The following is a 14,364-nucleotide window of genomic DNA, read 5'->3' as shown; positions in this document are numbered from 1 at the left end:
GGACGAGCCACTCGGGCGAAGACCATCAGGTAAAGCCAAAACTAACAACGATGTTCAGGGAGTAGTACGAAGATGACGGACGGAATCACGCGCGTAGGAGTTATCGGCGCGGGGCAGATGGGTGCGGGTATCGCCGAGGTGTCGGCACGCGCCGGTGTCGACGTGCTGGTGTTCGAGACCACCGAGGCACTCACGACCGCCGGGCGCGACCGGATCACGAAGTCACTCGACCGTGGCGTCTCCGCCGGGAAGATCACCGAGCGTGAGCGCGATGCCGCCGTCGCCAACCTGAAGTTCACCACCGACCTGGCCGACTTCTCCGATCGCCAGCTCGTCATCGAGGCTGTCATCGAAGACGAGTCCATCAAGTCCTCGATCTTTGCCAAGTTGGACGAGGTGATCACCGATCCCGACGCGGTTCTCGCGTCGAACACCTCCAGCATCCCGATCATGAAGATCGCTGCCGCGACCAAGAATCCGGGGCGCGTGCTGGGTCTGCACTTCTTCAACCCGGTGCCGGTGCTGCCGCTCGTCGAGCTGATCTCGACGTTGGTGACCACGCCCGGGGCCGCTGCCCGCACGGAGGCCTTCGCGAGCGAGGTGTTGGGCAAGCAGGTTGTGCGCGCCGCCGACCGCTCCGGCTTCGTGGTCAACTTCCTGCTTGTTCCGTACCTGTTGGCCGCCATCCGGATGGCCGAATCTGGTTTTGCCACAGTCGAAGACATCGACAAGGCAGTCGTGGCGGGTCTCTCGCACCCGATGGGCCCGCTGCGGCTCTCGGACCTTGTCGGCCTCGACACGCTGAAGCTCATCGCCGACTCGATGTACGACGAGTACAAGGAGCCCCTGTACGCGGCTCCGCCATTGCTACTGCGCATGGTCGAGGCCGGGCGCCTTGGCAAGAAGAGCGGCGTCGGGTTCTACGAGTACAAGGCCAAGTAGCCACCCCACCGCGCGAGGGCATGCCGCACGCACAATCCCAGCCCGATTGGATGCGAGCGGTGTGCCCTCGCCGTATTCGGGGGTGCCTGGGCTAGAAATACCCATTTCTATTGACCAAGATCACCCGGGGTGGTTAGTTCAGGTGGGTTGGTTCGGATAGCAAAGTGACACGCCCCGGGATTCGTGCACGAGGGGTTCGGGGCGTTCACTTGCTAGACCCGGGCGAATTCCCCCGCAGTGCTCCATGCTTCACGTTCGGCGTTGTATGCCGACCTCTGGTGGTCGCGAAACTCGCCAATTGACGTCGCGTTTTGGGCAAGGAACGCCGAGTACTGCGCCATGGAGAACTCACCCTCGGTGATCGTGACACCGCCGGTGCCGCGTCCGGTGGCCAACTCGTCGCGCAACTCGAGGAGTTCCTCGGGGCTCACCGGGTACCAGCTGATTTGGTCGAAGAATCGCAGCAGCCACGGTGTCCCGGCTTCGAACGCGCCCGCGTTGTCAGGGTGCCGGTGATTCCAGACCTGCACGGTGCGGCCCACCAATTGGTATCCGCCGGGCCCTTCCATGCCGTAGATGCACAGGTACGCCCCGCCGATGCCGACGGCATTCTCCGGTGTCCAGGTGCGGGCCGGGTTGTATTTGGTGGTGACCAGCCGGTGCCGGGGATCGACCGGAGTCGCGACGGGCGCGCCCAGATAGACGTCGCCCAGGCCGAGCACCAGATACGAGGCGTCGTACACCGTGCGATGCACATCATCGACGGAGTCCAAACCGTTGATACGCCTGATGAATTCGATGTTCCACGGCATCCACGGTGCGTCCGCTCGCACACCCAGGCGGTAGCGCTCCATGGCCTCGCGGGCAGATGGGTCGTCCCAGGAAAGGGGCATGGCCACCCTACGGCTCGGGACGACCAGCTCATCGGAGGCGGGCAGATGCTCGTCGATGTCGTCGAGCAGCCCCAGTACCTTGCCCATCGGCAGCTTGTCGGGATCGAAGTGCACCTGCAGCGATCGAATACCCGGAGTCAGATCGACGATCCCGCTGGTGTGGGTGTCTTCGAGTCGTTGGTGCAACGCGTGCACGCGTGCGCGTAACGCCAAATCCAATGTGAGATCGCCGTACTCGACCAGAATGTTGTCGTCTCCGCTGCGGCGGTATGTCATATCGGGTGCGTCGTCACGGGCGGGCCGGTAGGCCAGCACGCCGTCGTCTCCGTCGCCCCGGGTGGAGAAGACCGAGGGCCAATGCCCGCGCCGGTCGATACCGATAGAGCGCAGCGACGCACTGCGGGCGGCTTCGATTCGTACGAAACGCAGGGTATCGCCGGCACGCAATTGCCCCAGCTTCCAGCGATCGGCCGACACCACCGTGACGGGACAGACGAAGCCACCCAGGCTGGGACCGTCGGGGCCCAGCAGAATCGGGGTATCGCCGGTGAAGTCCAGTGCGCCGATCGAATACGCGTTGTCGTGGATGTTCGACGGGTGCAACCCGGCCTCGCCGCCATCGGTACGCGCCCAATGAGGTTTGGGGCCGATGAGGCGCACTCCAGTGCGATCGGAGTTGAAGTGCACCTCATAGTCCGTCGACAGCAGCTCGTCGATATCGCTGCGGGTGAAGAAGTCCGGTGCGCCGTGCGGTCCCTCGGTGACCGCGAGCTCCCAGTGGTGGCCGATCGCCGGTTGCGCGGCTCCGGGAATGCATTGCGGCTCAGTGTCGTCGAACTGGCCCAGGGCAAGGACATCCCCGGCAGCCAAGGCGCGGCCCGCGGGACCGCCGAATCCTCCCAGGGTGAAAGTGGATGCACTGCCCAGGAATTGGGGGACCTCGATGCCACCGGCGATCAGCACATACATCCGCATCCCGGTATCTGCGGCGGCACCCACGGTCAGTGTTCCATCGGCGGGAACGAGGACGGCACGCCATTGGGGGACCGGGCGGCTGTTCACGGTGACCAGCGCCGGTGCGCCGGTGACGCAGACGAGCGTCTCGTCGGTGAAACGCAGTGTGGGACCGCCGAGAGTCGCCTCCAGTCCCGCGGCGCCCTCAGGGTTTCCGACGGCGCGATTGCCCAGGCGGAACGACAGATCGTCCATCGGGCCCGAGGGCGGCACGCCCACTTGCCAGTACCCCGTGCGTCCCGGCCAGTCCTGGACCGTGGTCAGCATGCCCGGCGCGGTGACGGTCATGCTGCTCATGCGCTCTCCACCGTCATCCGCACGGGGGTCGGGTCAAATCCGTTGCACGGGTTGTTGATCTGCGGGCAGTTCGATACCAGTACCAGGGTGTCGACCTCGGCACGCAGCTTGATCTTCTTTCCCGGCGCCGAGAGACCGTCGACGATGCCGAGCGTGCCGTCCGCGTCCACCGGGACATTCATGTAGAAATTGATGTTGGACACCAGGTCTCGCTTACCCAGTCCCCACTTGGCGCCTTCCAGTAGAAAGTTCTCCACACACGCGTGCTGATGCTTGGTGTGGTGCCCGTAACGCAAGGTGTTGGATTCCTGTGAGCAGGCCCCGCCGATGGTGTCGTGATTGCCCACCTCGTCCTCGACGATGGTCATCAGTGCGCTGCCGTCCTCGGCGCGCAGCACGGTTCCGGTGCGCAGGAAGAGGTTTGACTGGGCGGCGACGGTCGCTTGCGCCGAGTAACGCACGGCGGTATCGGCCGCCGAGTACAGCAGGGTGTCGACGGCCTGGTTGCCCTTCAGATCGATGATGGTGAGCACGTCACCGGCAGCCACCACCGTGCTCCACGGGGCGCGGGCGGCGACAACCTCATCGAGGACGGTGTTTGTCACAGTGTTTCTCCGTTCTGTGCCGCGGCCCACGCGTCTTCGGTGTTGAGCACGGCGCGTAGATATTCCGGATCTGAGTTCGGCAGGTCGACCAGCTCGTCGAGCGCGGACCAGGCCAACACCTGCACCGGTCCGGTGTCGAAGGTGTCCGACGGATCGAGGGGGTGCGCGGTGTTGATCAGCAGGGCGATCACCGGTAGGTGGATCAACAGATCCACCGCCGCACCCGGGCCCGCGGTGCCGGTGCTGTGTAGTGCACCATCGGCCTCTGCGCGGACTCCGTGGAAGAAGGACACCGACGGTCCGATATCGCGCGGTGCCAGTCCGTGCTTGGCGGCGGCCAGCGTGAACAGCTCACGTCCTGCTGGGCTCGCCGAATAGAGTTCGCCGGCACCGTACTTGGCGGTGTTGGCAGACAGTGTGGTGGTTCCGCAGAAGGTGTCGTGATGCCCGGAGCTGTCGGCGACCATGGTGGCCAGTACCCGACCCTGGTCTGAGAGCAGCGGATGTCCGGTGCCGAGATAGGCCTGCCACGGCACCTTGACGGTGTCGGCGACGTTGAGGCGCTCCCACGGGGCGTCAGCACGCAGCAGGACAACGCTGACGCATGCGGTCCCGGTGACATCGGTGATCCGCAGTCGAGTGCCGCGACCGAGCACCTTGGTGGCGTACCGGCCGCCGGGGATGGTTTCGGCCCAGGTGAGTGTCAGCGGATCGATGTCCTCCGGAGTCCAGGGCCAGTGTGACGCCGGCAGCACCGGCATCGTGTCGGTGATCTGGCCGGCCTGCGCGCGGGCGTGATCCCGGGCTCCCTTGGTGGTAGCCGTCGTCATTGGGTGATCTCCTCCATGGTTGCCGCGGCGCGCCGCGGGTAGGCAAGGACCCCGGCGACCAGCACCGCGGCGATACAGATTGGGGCCATCCACACCAGGTAGGGGTGTGCCCCGGTGGGATCGAAGACCGCTGCGCGCGGCCATGACAGGTTGAGAACCATGAATGCGCCGTAGCCGACGGCCAGGATGTTGACCGGGAGTCCGAACCTGCCGAGTGAGAAGAGTTTTCGCCCGTCGGCATCGGTCTGGCCCTTGTTCCCGTCCCACTTGCTCCCGCCGATACCCAAGCGGCGCAACAACAACGGTGTGGTCACCATCAGATAGGCCAGATAGATCAGCGCAATGCAGACGCTGCACAGGCTGGTGAACAACGCGGCGTTGCCGAAGTTGACCACCAGGATCAGCACACAGCAGACGCCGACGACGACAGCAGGGGCGATCGGCGTGCCGGTGCGCGGGTTCACGTGAGAGAGAACGGTGGAGAACGGAAGCTTGCCGTCGCGGGCCATCGAGAACATCAGACGCGAGGCGGCGGTCTGGATGGCAAGGGTGCAGACGAAGACCGCGATCGCGACGTCGACGAGCAGCAGTGTGCCGAACGGGGAGGCGAGCTTGCTGTCCAATACATAAGGAAGGCCGCCGGTGGCGAGTTGGCCGTCCGTCAGGCTGGGCGCCGCCATCAGTGCGCCCAGGATCATCAACGCCCCGCCGATCGCCGACACCACGATCGCGGACAGGATGGTGCGCGGCGCCACCCGTCTCGGGTTACGGGTCTCCTCGGCGAGCTCACTGGCCGATCCGAATCCGACGAGCACATAGGCGGCCATGAGACCGGCCGCCATGAATGCCCACGGATACCCGCTGCCCGCCTCACCGGCGTGCAGCACGACGCTGGGGCCACGTTCGGCATTCCAGAAGAGCATGCCGACGACGGCGACCACGCCGACGATCTCGCAGGTGACGCCGATCGAGTTGATCCGGGACATCCAGTTGACGCCCACGGCGTTGATGGCGGTGGTCGCGACCAGGAGCAGCGATCCCAACAGCACGGCGTTGGATGCGCCACTGACACTGGTCAACGAGGAGTCGGTGCCGATGAGCTGGAATCCACTCCACACCGTCGGCAGGACCACCTGCAGTGCGATGGCGGCCGCGGACGCGGTGACGATCTGGGCGATGATCATGAACCAGCCGGCGAACCAGCCCACCACGGCGCCACCGAGGCGGCGGGCCCACTGGTAGATCGCACCCGAGATCGGGTAGCGCGCGGCGAGCTCCGCGAAGTTCAGGGCCACCATGTACTGCCCGGCGAAGACTATGGGCCAGGTCCAGAAGAACGCCGGACCGCCGAAGCTGAATCCGAAGGCGAACAGCTGGAAGATCGTCGTCAGGATCGAGACGAATGAGAAGCCTGCGGCGAAGGACGCGAATTTGCCGAGACTTCGATGCAGCTGAGGCTTGTAGCCGAAGGCGGCAAGATCGTCGGAGTCGGAGCCGGCGATGATCGCCGCGGACCGCGCCGCGGTTTCGGTGGCCGTAGGGGCGTTCATGGGCACTCCCGGGTCGGTCCTCGGGCAACGTATTTCGTGCCCTATGTGGTCGTCAAAACCCACTTCTATGTGGGAGGAAATATCTGTCAAGCGATAGGTAAGTAAGTTTGACCGGCACCCGGGACGTGTGGGTGACGGCACCGTTTCAGAACAGGTGCGCGGTGTAACATTGTCGTTGCGCAGATGTCGGAGCGATGACGAAACGCTCACCAGGCAGTGGTATCGGGACGTTGCCGAGATGGACGTGGAAGGGTCGGCACAATGTCAGGGCGACCGCGGCGTACCAGTCCTATTCGCGAGGGAAAAACCACTCGTGACGAGATTCTCGACGCCTCGGCCGAGTTGTTCACCACCGACGGGTTCGCGGCAACCACGACGCGGCGCATCGCCGAGTCGGTGGGCGTCCAGCAGGCCTCCCTGTACTACCACTTCAAGACCAAGGACGACATCCTCGATGCGCTGCTGGCGATGACGATCGACCAGCCATTGCACTATGCGGCACTGATCGCGGACCGCTCTGAGCCCGCGGTCGTGCGCCTCTATGCGCTGGCGCTTGCCGATGCCGCGCAGCTGGCCGCGAGCCGGTGGAACCTGGGCGCTCTCTATCTATTACCCGATCTGCGTGCGGACCGGTTTGTCGCGTTCCGGCGCAAGCGCGATCAGCTGCGTACCCACTATCAGGACCTTGCGGCGGCCGCGTGCGTCGCGGACATGGTCCGCGACGGGGTGGAACGGCTGCCCTTCCGGCTCGTGGAGTCGGTGATCATGCTGCGTGCGGACGGGGATTCGATCGCCCCGGAGGCATTGGCCGACGCGACCTTGCGCGTCGTGGGGGTCAGCGGGGATGCTGGAGAGGTCGAGGGGGCGGCTAGAGCGTTGTTAAGGCAGCTGGACTGGCCGGTGGCCGTTCCTAAGAGGTAGGCACAGCACGCCGTGCTAGGGTGCCGTCCAGTGCAAGAAAGCCGATGTTGATGGGAATTAGGTGCTCCAATAAATGTCCGATCTGAAGCCGTACTACGAGGAATCTCAGTCCATCTATGACATTTCGGACGAATTCTACGGTCTTTTCCTCGACGAGGAAACGATGGGCTACACGTGCGCGTACTTTGAGCGCGACGATCTGACGCTCGCCGAAGCCCAGCTCGCCAAGTTCGATCTCGCGCTCGGCAAGCTCAACCTCGAGCCCGGGATGACTCTGCTGGACATCGGCTGTGGCTGGGGAGCCTGCCTTGAGCGCGCCATGCGGAAGTTCGACGTCAACGTCGTCGGTATCACCCTCAGCAAGAACCAGAGCGAGTACAGCCGCACGCGTTTGGAGAAGGTGGCCGAGGAGACCGGTCGCACCGCGGAAATCCGCATGCAGGGCTGGGAAGAATTCAACGATAAAGTCGACAGAATTGTCACGATCGGTGCATTCGAGGCATTCAAGCAGGAGCGGTACCCGATCTTTTTCGAACGGGCCTATGACATTCTTCCCAATGACGGTCGGATGTTGCTTCACACCATTCTCGCGCACACGCAGCAGTTCTTCCGTGAAAATGGAATTGCCGTCACGATCAGCGATCTGAAATTCATGAAATTCATCGGCGAGGAAATCTTCCCCGGTGGACAGTTGCCCGCAGTCGAGGATATTGAGAAACTTGCTGCTGAATCCGGGTTCAACCTGGAGCGGGTGCATTTGCTGCAGCCGCACTATGCGAAGACCCTGGACATCTGGGCCAAGAATCTTGAGCAGCGCCGCGAGGAAGCGATCAGCATTCAATCGCAAGAGGTCTACGACCGCTTCATGAAGTACCTGACCGGTTGCGCGGACTTCTTCCGTCGCGGTATCACGAACGTTGGGCAGTTCACCCTCGTCAAATAGCGAGACTTAACAGGTCAACGCCGTCTCACGCTTGCGCGAGGCGGCGTTTCTGTTCCTCGATATCGAAATCAGCCGGCGGCCACGAGAGATCTAAACCGTCCAGTGTTTCATCGAGAAGCGCGGTGACCGCGAGCCTGCTGTACCACTTGCGATCGCACGGGATGACATGCCAGGGCGCGTACTCGGTGCTGGTCTCCTCCAATACCGCCTGGTACGCCTCCTGGTAGGCGGGCCAGAACGCGCGCTCGTCGATGTCGTTGGGATTGAACTTCCAGTACTTGTCGGGGCGGTCCAGCCGCTCGGCGAGACGCTGCTTCTGCTCATCGAGCGATACCACCAGGGCCACCTTGAGGATCGTCATCCCGGACTCTGTCAGTTCCTTCTCGAAGGCGTTGATCTCCTCGTAGCGGGTGCCCCAGACCTCCTGCGGCACCAGGTTGTGTACCCGCACCACCAGGACGTCCTCATAGTGCGATCGGTCGAAGACGCCGAGCTGTCCACCCGAGGGCAGCGCATTGCGGATTCGCCACAGGTAGTGGTGTTTGCGCTCCTCCTCGCTGGGTACACCGAAGCTCGCGTGTTCGATGCCCTGTGGATCAACTTGTCCCACAACATGTTTGACGATGCCGCCCTTGCCTGAGGTGTCCATGCCCTGCAGTACCAGCAGCACCGAGCGCTGGTCGCCGCTGCGCCCGTTGGCGTACAGCATTTCCTGCAGCAGTCCCAGGCGCTCGGACAACTCGGCCTGCAGCGCCTCGCCGTCCTCGCGTGACCCGTCGAATCCGGGGGTGGATCGGGAATCGACCTCGGCGAACTTCAGGCCCGGTCGATAGCGCAGCGCGGATGTGTCGATCCTGAGGGTCATGCCCAGTGACCCTAGCGAGTTCGGCTTACGCCGAGTGGATTTGGTGCGGTTGTGGCGGGGGCAGAATGGGCGAGGGGTGCGGCATGTCGACGAACTTCTCCCGGGAGCCACCCACGTCCACGATGCCGAGCAGAGCGTTCCACGCGATCATCGTCAGGTAGTCGATGAGCTCATCGGCGCTGATGCGGGGATGGGACATCCACGAGTGCGTGGCCAGCTGAACGCCGCCGACGATCATGTACGCCCAGGGTTCTACCCCGTGCGTGTCCATTCCCGCCTCATGGCTGCGACGACGGAACATCAGCGCGAGCATGCGGGCAATGATCCGTTCGGAATCGGCGATGGCCTTGCTGCGGCTCGCGGAGCTGTTGGCCATGACGAAGGGATAGATCTCCGGTTCGGCGGCGACCGTCTCCACATACGCCTTGATGAGTGATCGGGTGAGGTCGTAACCATCGAGGCGAGCCGAGAGAGCCGCGGCCATCTTGGGGATGAGGGTGGTCTGTGCGAACCGAGTCATGACGGCGGTGGTCAGATCGTTCTTGTCGACGAAGTACCGGTAGAGCACGGTCTTGGAGACTCCGATATCGGACGCGATCTCATCCATGCTGATATCGCGTCCCCGATGCCTGATGGCATCGAGCGTGCCGTCCACGAGTTCGGTACGCCGTTCCACCTTGTGCTTGTGCCAGCGGCGCTTGCGACCATCAGTCTTGATAGCCGCAGGCTGCGTTTTACTTGCCACGGTTATCGCCACATTCCCATAGTTATCTGTAACCGATACTACTGGACGAGGCCCTTGAGGGTGCGTGATGCGCCCCATGCCGGATGATGGAGTGGTGGCAGGCAAGCACAGCGATCAGCCGCGCACGCGGAAAGCGCCCGGTGGTGTCTTCGCGATGGCCAATTCGGCCGTCGACGAGGAGCGCCGCAAGCAGCTTCGCCGAATGAAAGCCGTGGCCACCGGGTTCCTGGTCGGGGCCACCGTGTTGTTTCTGGCCTGCCGGTGGTGGCAGTCCATGGTTGCGCCGGGATGGGTGGGTTATGTCGGAGCGGCCGCTGAGGCCGGCATGGTCGGCGCGCTTGCGGACTGGTTTGCTGTAACCGCGTTGTTCCGGCATCCACTTGGGCTAAAGATCCCGCATACCGCGATCATCAAGCGCAAGAAGGATCAGCTGGGCGAGGGACTCGGCAACTTCGTGCGCGAGAACTTCATGTCGCCCGCCGTCATCACCGCCAAGGTGCGAGACGCGCAGATCGCGGGCCGCCTGGGCAAGTGGCTGGGCGACCGGTCGCATGCCGAGCGGGTCGCCGCCGAGGCTTCCACGGTGCTGCGGGTCGGTGCGCAGATGCTGCGCGACGAGGACGTGCAACAGACCATCGACAGCGTGATCGTGCGCAGGATTGCCGAACCCAAATGGGGCCCGCCGGTGGGCAGGGTGCTGTCGACCGTGCTCAAGGAGGACCGGCACGCGCCGGTGATTCAGCTGCTCTGCGATCGGGCCTTCGAATGGGCGCTGGGCGCCAGCGACACCATCGACCGGGTGGTGCTGCGCGACTCTCCCAGCTGGACGCCCAAGTTCGTCGACCATTTCGTGGGCGACCGCATCTACCGCGAGCTGGTGGACTTCACCGACAAGGTGCGCCGCAATCCCGATCATGATCTGCGTCAATCGGTGAACAGACTGCTGTATGAGTTCGCCGACGACCTGCAGCACGATGACCTGACCATCGCCAAGGCCGAGGCGATCAAGGCCAGACTGATGGCGCGCGAGGAAGTTCAGAATGCGGCCGCCACCGCGTGGTCGGCGGCCAAGAAGATGATCACCGAATCCGTGGACGATCCGTCCAGCGAGTTACGCACGCGGATCGCCGACACCGTGGTGCGCATCGGGGAGACGCTGCGTGACGACTCTGCGGTGCGGGACAAGGTGGACGGTTGGATCGAGCGCGCCGCGCGCCATCTCGTTGACCAGTACGGGGCAGAGATCACGGCCGTCATCACCGAAACCATCGAGCGTTGGGACGCCGAGGAGGCCAGTCGCCGGATCGAACTGCATGTCGGTCGTGACCTGCAGTTCATTCGCATCAATGGCACCGTCGTGGGTTCGCTGGCAGGATTGGTGATCTACACCGTGGCGCAGCTGCTCTTCTAAAAAGGCCCTGACCCGGGTATTCCCGCACAGAAGTGACTTGGCGCACATCGCTAACAGAAGTGCTTGCAATAGCTAGCACTGCCGCTTACCGTGGTTCTTATGCCACAGGAATCTGATCTTGCCGCAGCGGTGAGCAACGCCGCCTCTGATATCGGCGGTTTTATCCGGGCCCAGCGCGAGGCCGCTCAGGTTTCCGTGCGCCAGCTGGCCGAGAAGGCCGGAGTAAGTAACCCGTACCTCAGTCAGATCGAACGCGGACTGCGCCGTCCGTCGGCCGAGGTGCTCAATCAAATCGCAAAGGCGCTAAGGGTTTCGGCGGAGGTGTTGTACGTGCGTGCGGGCATTTTGGATCGTAGTGATGCCAGCCCGGTACGGGACGCCATCATTGCCGATACCTTCATCACCGAGCGGCAGAAGCAGGTGTTGTTGGACGTCTACAGCTCATTCGTTCAGCAAAACGCGGAAGCCCAGTCGGATCCAGCTGAATCCGACCCCGACTCTCCTGGCGACAACTGAATAACTTTCCCCATCCCCGAAAGGAATCTGGCATGACGAAGAAGAACACCTCGTTCGACGACCTTAAAACCCCGTTCTACGTGGCCGTGGGCGCGGGCGACCTGGCTCTGGCCGCGGTCGCCGATGTCGTCGTGAAGCTGCGTGAGCGTGCCGAGGAAGCCGCCTCCGAGGCGGGCGCCCGCGTGGACGAGACCCGCGACCGGCTGCGCGAGTTGTCGGCCGAGCTGCCCACCGACGTCAACGAGCTGCGCGACCGGTTCACCCCCGAGGAGCTGCGCAAGGTGGCCGAGGCCTACCTGCAGGTGGCGACCGACATCTACAACAACCTGGCCGAGCGCGGTGAAGAGGCCATCGAGCGCCTCCGCAGCACCCCCGGCATCGAGGAGAACGTGACCCGTGCCGAGGGTCTGGTCGGCAACTACGCCGAGCTGACCGAGCAGGCACTGGGCACCGTGGCGAGCCAGACCCGTGCCGTCGGCGAGCGCGCCGCCAAGCTGGTCGGCATCGATCTGTCGAGCAAGGCCGCCCCGGCCAAGAAGGCTCCTGCCAAGAAGGCACCGGCCAAGAAGGCCGCGCCCGCCAAGAAGGCGGCCGCTCCTGCCAAGGCTGCTGCCAAGAAGGCCGCTCCGGCCAAGAAGGCTCCTGCCAAGAAGACCGCGACCCGCACGGTCACCCAGAAGTAGGCAGTTCCAGCTCTGACGGCCACCCGATCAGCCACGTAGGCTGGTCGGGTGGCTTTTTCTTATTCCGTCTTCTCGCTGATCTCGCTCGTTGCCCTGATCGCGGCGATCGTCGCGTTGATTCATGCCGCGCTGCAGCCCGCGGACGCGTTCGTGGCGGCCGAGAAGCAGACCAAGACCACCTGGATCGTCATCCTCGCCGCGGTGGCCGTGTTTTCCCTGATACCGGGACTGGAGCTGTTGACGGCAGGTGTCGCCGCGGTGGCGGCGGGGGTGTATTTCGTCGATGTCCGTCCCCGGGTGCTTGAGGTGCAGGGCAAGTCGCGGTGATGAGCGTCTTGCGCGAAGAGCGTTGATGCCGATGAGCGTCTTGCGTGAAGAGCGTTGATGCTCCTGCGCAGGGCCGTGGCAATGATGGCGGTAACGACCGCGCTATTGGCGGGGAACGCGGTGTCCGCGGCCGCTGTGGAGCCCGTGCTCATTGACCATGTGTCCTGGGGTGCAACATCTTTGGGGCGCACATTGCGTGTTTACCCGACGCCGCTCGGTCGTACCTATGAGGCTCCCGATGGCGCGGACCTGGCCTGGGCCGAGATCGTCACGCTGGCCCCTGATGCGCAGACACCGGGCATGCGGATGCAGTTCGATTGCCATTGGTACGGACGGGTGTTCATCCCGAACAAGCCGAGCTGGAATCTGGAGCCCTGGCGCCCAGCGGTGGACGAGGCGCTGATGACGGTGTCGCAATGTAATCCGGGTGGCCCCGAGATCTAGGCACCTATCCGCCGGCAGATACGCCGGCTGGAGGGGCGGTCTACGGCGTATCCCACTGGTGCGGGCAAATTGCGTTGTGACATGAATCAATTGCGCAGTGGAATTACATTCATGTAATTCGGCCGAGACCCATGATTTATCTCGATGTTATTGGCGGAAGTAAGAAATCACTAAAGCCTCAGACAGCCCAGTGGCAACTTTTCTTACCATTCTCCGCTTGCGTAACGCACACCTCGTGAGTAACGATTACAACAGTGATCACAATCTGATCACGGCCGGCGTGGCAGGTGGTTTGGCAGGTATCGCCTGATCTCACCGGGGATAGAGGGATCGGGGTGCAGTGGCATGAAGGTCGTCATGGACCGGGCACGATGGGTGCGCGACAGGCGTGCGGTGTGTCTGATCGTCAATGTGCTGTTCGTGATGTCGTTGTCCATGACCGCGAGCGTCGCATCGGCCGATTCTGTGAATTGGGATGCGATCGCCGAATGCGAATCCGGTGGAAACTGGTCCGCAAATACCGGAAACGGTTTCTACGGCGGTCTGCAATTCAAGCCGTCCACGTGGGCTTCCCATGGTGGAGTCGGCAATCCCGCGGAAGCCTCACGAGAACAACAGATCGCGGTCGCCGAGAATGTCCTGCAGACGCAGGGCCTGGGCGCGTGGCCGGAATGTGGTGGCGGTGGCTCCGGCCCGTTGACCGGCGGTCGATCGGGATGTCAGTTCGTTCCCGGCGGCAGCATCTTCGGGATCGTGAACTTCCGTCAAATGTGTAGCGGAGTCGTCGGACTGATTCCCCCTGCCGGCTAGTCCGACGGTGCTCCGTCGCGCGGTATCTCACTGCTAGCCGTTCAAGATCCTGCGGTCGGTTGCGGCCGGATTCCAGATCGATTGCGGCGCCATACGCCCTCGCGGTGATGACTGCCGTGGTGTGTGTGCCCGAGATGGTAGAGGCCCAATTACCCGCACAGAAGCGTAGGTTTGGCTTACCTAATGTCGATTGTATAGTCGGTTGCGCGGGGCACCGGTGCCCTCACGCCCACCTGTATCGAGCCACAAGGAGACCACTCACCATGTCGACCGATGTCGCCGAGAAGCTAGAGAAGATCCTGCGCGGGGAGCTCGCGGTCAGCGCGAACGAGATCACCCGGGACAAGCTCTTGATCGACGATCTCGGACTGGACTCGGTGGGATTCGCGCTCGGCCTCGTGCTCATCGAAGAACAGTTCGGCGTCACGCTCACCGAGGACCAGCTGCTGGTGTGCGACTCCTTCGGAGACCTCGTCGACATCGTCTCGGCCGGGCAGGCCAAGGAGGCGCCGGAAGCGGCCAGCGCGCTTCCGGTTGCCGAATAGAAGCTTGCGGACCAGAAGGCGGG

16 protein-coding genes are annotated in these 14,364 nt (G+C 63.5%); 10 read left to right on the top strand and 6 right to left on the bottom strand.

Translation table 11 applies throughout. The features are described from left to right. Positions 1-72: 72 nt before the first annotated feature. Positions 73-942, top strand: coding sequence for a 3-hydroxybutyryl-CoA dehydrogenase (locus tag MYCSP_RS19385; RefSeq protein ID WP_030096387.1), 870 nt, complete (start codon positions 73-75; stop codon positions 940-942). A gap of 212 nt (positions 943-1,154) precedes the next feature. On the opposite strand, the gene MYCSP_RS19380 is transcribed toward MYCSP_RS19385, so the two are convergent. The 4 genes from MYCSP_RS19380 to MYCSP_RS19365 are packed head-to-tail and all read right to left on the bottom strand — an operon-like array spanning position 1,155 to position 6,131. Next, a complete protein-coding gene (locus tag MYCSP_RS19380) occupies positions 1,155-3,137 on the bottom strand; it encodes a 5-oxoprolinase/urea amidolyase family protein (RefSeq protein WP_162266384.1) in 1,983 nt (660 codons plus the stop codon). 5 nt (positions 3,138-3,142) lie between these two features. After that, complete coding sequence (locus MYCSP_RS19375; RefSeq protein ID WP_207565764.1) at positions 3,143-3,751, bottom strand: urea amidolyase associated protein UAAP2; 609 nt, start codon at positions 3,749-3,751, stop codon at positions 3,143-3,145. Then, positions 3,748-4,581: an urea amidolyase associated protein UAAP1 gene (locus MYCSP_RS19370; protein WP_070909157.1), complete on the bottom strand. Its 834-nt coding sequence runs from the start codon at positions 4,579-4,581 to the stop codon at positions 3,748-3,750. Before MYCSP_RS19370 ends, MYCSP_RS19375 begins: the two co-directional genes overlap by 4 nt. Then, entirely contained in the window at positions 4,578-6,131 is a 1,554-nt protein-coding gene (locus MYCSP_RS19365; protein WP_088414782.1) for an amino acid permease, read from the bottom strand. Before MYCSP_RS19365 ends, MYCSP_RS19370 begins: the two co-directional genes overlap by 4 nt. Positions 6,132-6,392: 261 nt before the next feature. On the opposite strand from MYCSP_RS19365, the gene MYCSP_RS19360 reads away from it, so the two are divergent. After that, a complete protein-coding gene (locus tag MYCSP_RS19360; protein WP_088414780.1) occupies positions 6,393-7,052 on the top strand; it encodes a TetR/AcrR family transcriptional regulator in 660 nt (219 codons plus the stop codon). Between the two features lie 73 nt (positions 7,053-7,125). After that, positions 7,126-7,995, top strand: a complete 870-nt coding sequence (locus tag MYCSP_RS19355; protein WP_083014881.1) for a cyclopropane mycolic acid synthase family methyltransferase — start codon at positions 7,126-7,128, stop codon at positions 7,993-7,995. A 25-nt stretch (positions 7,996-8,020) separates the two neighbouring features. Here MYCSP_RS19355 and MYCSP_RS19350 read toward each other — a convergent pair whose 3' ends face one another. Continuing rightward, positions 8,021-8,860 (bottom strand): polyphosphate kinase 2 family protein, encoded by an 840-nt coding sequence (locus MYCSP_RS19350; protein WP_088414778.1) that lies wholly within the window; start codon positions 8,858-8,860, stop codon positions 8,021-8,023. A 25-nt stretch (positions 8,861-8,885) separates the two neighbouring features. Further along, complete coding sequence (locus MYCSP_RS19345; RefSeq protein ID WP_070909162.1) at positions 8,886-9,605, bottom strand: TetR/AcrR family transcriptional regulator; 720 nt, start codon at positions 9,603-9,605, stop codon at positions 8,886-8,888. Positions 9,606-9,672: 67 nt separating this feature from the next. Between MYCSP_RS19345 and MYCSP_RS19340 the strand changes: the two genes are divergently transcribed. From MYCSP_RS19340 to MYCSP_RS19310, 7 genes are all read left to right on the top strand, one after another. After that, complete coding sequence (locus MYCSP_RS19340) at positions 9,673-11,016, top strand: DUF445 domain-containing protein (RefSeq protein ID WP_088414776.1); 1,344 nt, start codon at positions 9,673-9,675, stop codon at positions 11,014-11,016. 99 nt (positions 11,017-11,115) lie between these two features. After that, positions 11,116-11,532: a helix-turn-helix domain-containing protein gene (locus tag MYCSP_RS19335; protein WP_070909164.1), complete on the top strand. Its 417-nt coding sequence runs from the start codon at positions 11,116-11,118 to the stop codon at positions 11,530-11,532. A gap of 32 nt (positions 11,533-11,564) precedes the next feature. Continuing rightward, positions 11,565-12,215 carry a heparin-binding hemagglutinin gene (locus tag MYCSP_RS19330; RefSeq protein ID WP_070909165.1) on the top strand — a complete coding sequence of 217 codons (651 nt, stop codon included), beginning with the start codon at positions 11,565-11,567 and terminating at the stop codon, positions 12,213-12,215. Between the two features lie 48 nt (positions 12,216-12,263). Then, the gene (locus MYCSP_RS19325) at positions 12,264-12,542 is read left to right on the top strand and encodes a DUF2516 family protein (protein ID WP_083014888.1); all 279 of its coding nucleotides are present in this window, start codon (positions 12,264-12,266) and stop codon (positions 12,540-12,542) included. Positions 12,543-12,623: 81 nt separating this feature from the next. After that, a complete protein-coding gene (locus MYCSP_RS19320; RefSeq protein WP_070909167.1) occupies positions 12,624-12,986 on the top strand; it encodes a DUF2599 domain-containing protein in 363 nt (120 codons plus the stop codon). A 345-nt stretch (positions 12,987-13,331) separates the two neighbouring features. Next, entirely contained in the window at positions 13,332-13,796 is a 465-nt protein-coding gene (locus tag MYCSP_RS19315) for a transglycosylase family protein (protein ID WP_070909168.1), read from the top strand. Positions 13,797-14,059: 263 nt separating this feature from the next. After that, on the top strand, positions 14,060-14,341 hold the full coding sequence (locus MYCSP_RS19310; RefSeq protein WP_070909169.1) for an acyl carrier protein: 282 nt from the start codon (positions 14,060-14,062) through the stop codon (positions 14,339-14,341). The last annotated feature ends 23 nt before the right edge of the window (positions 14,342-14,364 follow it).

The organism is Mycobacteroides saopaulense (genome assembly GCF_001456355.1).
In the GTDB taxonomy this organism is placed as follows: domain Bacteria; phylum Actinomycetota; class Actinomycetes; order Mycobacteriales; family Mycobacteriaceae; genus Mycobacterium; species Mycobacterium saopaulense.
The sequence above is the reverse complement of the archived record's forward strand: the minus strand, read 5'-3'. Positions and strand labels throughout refer to the sequence as shown.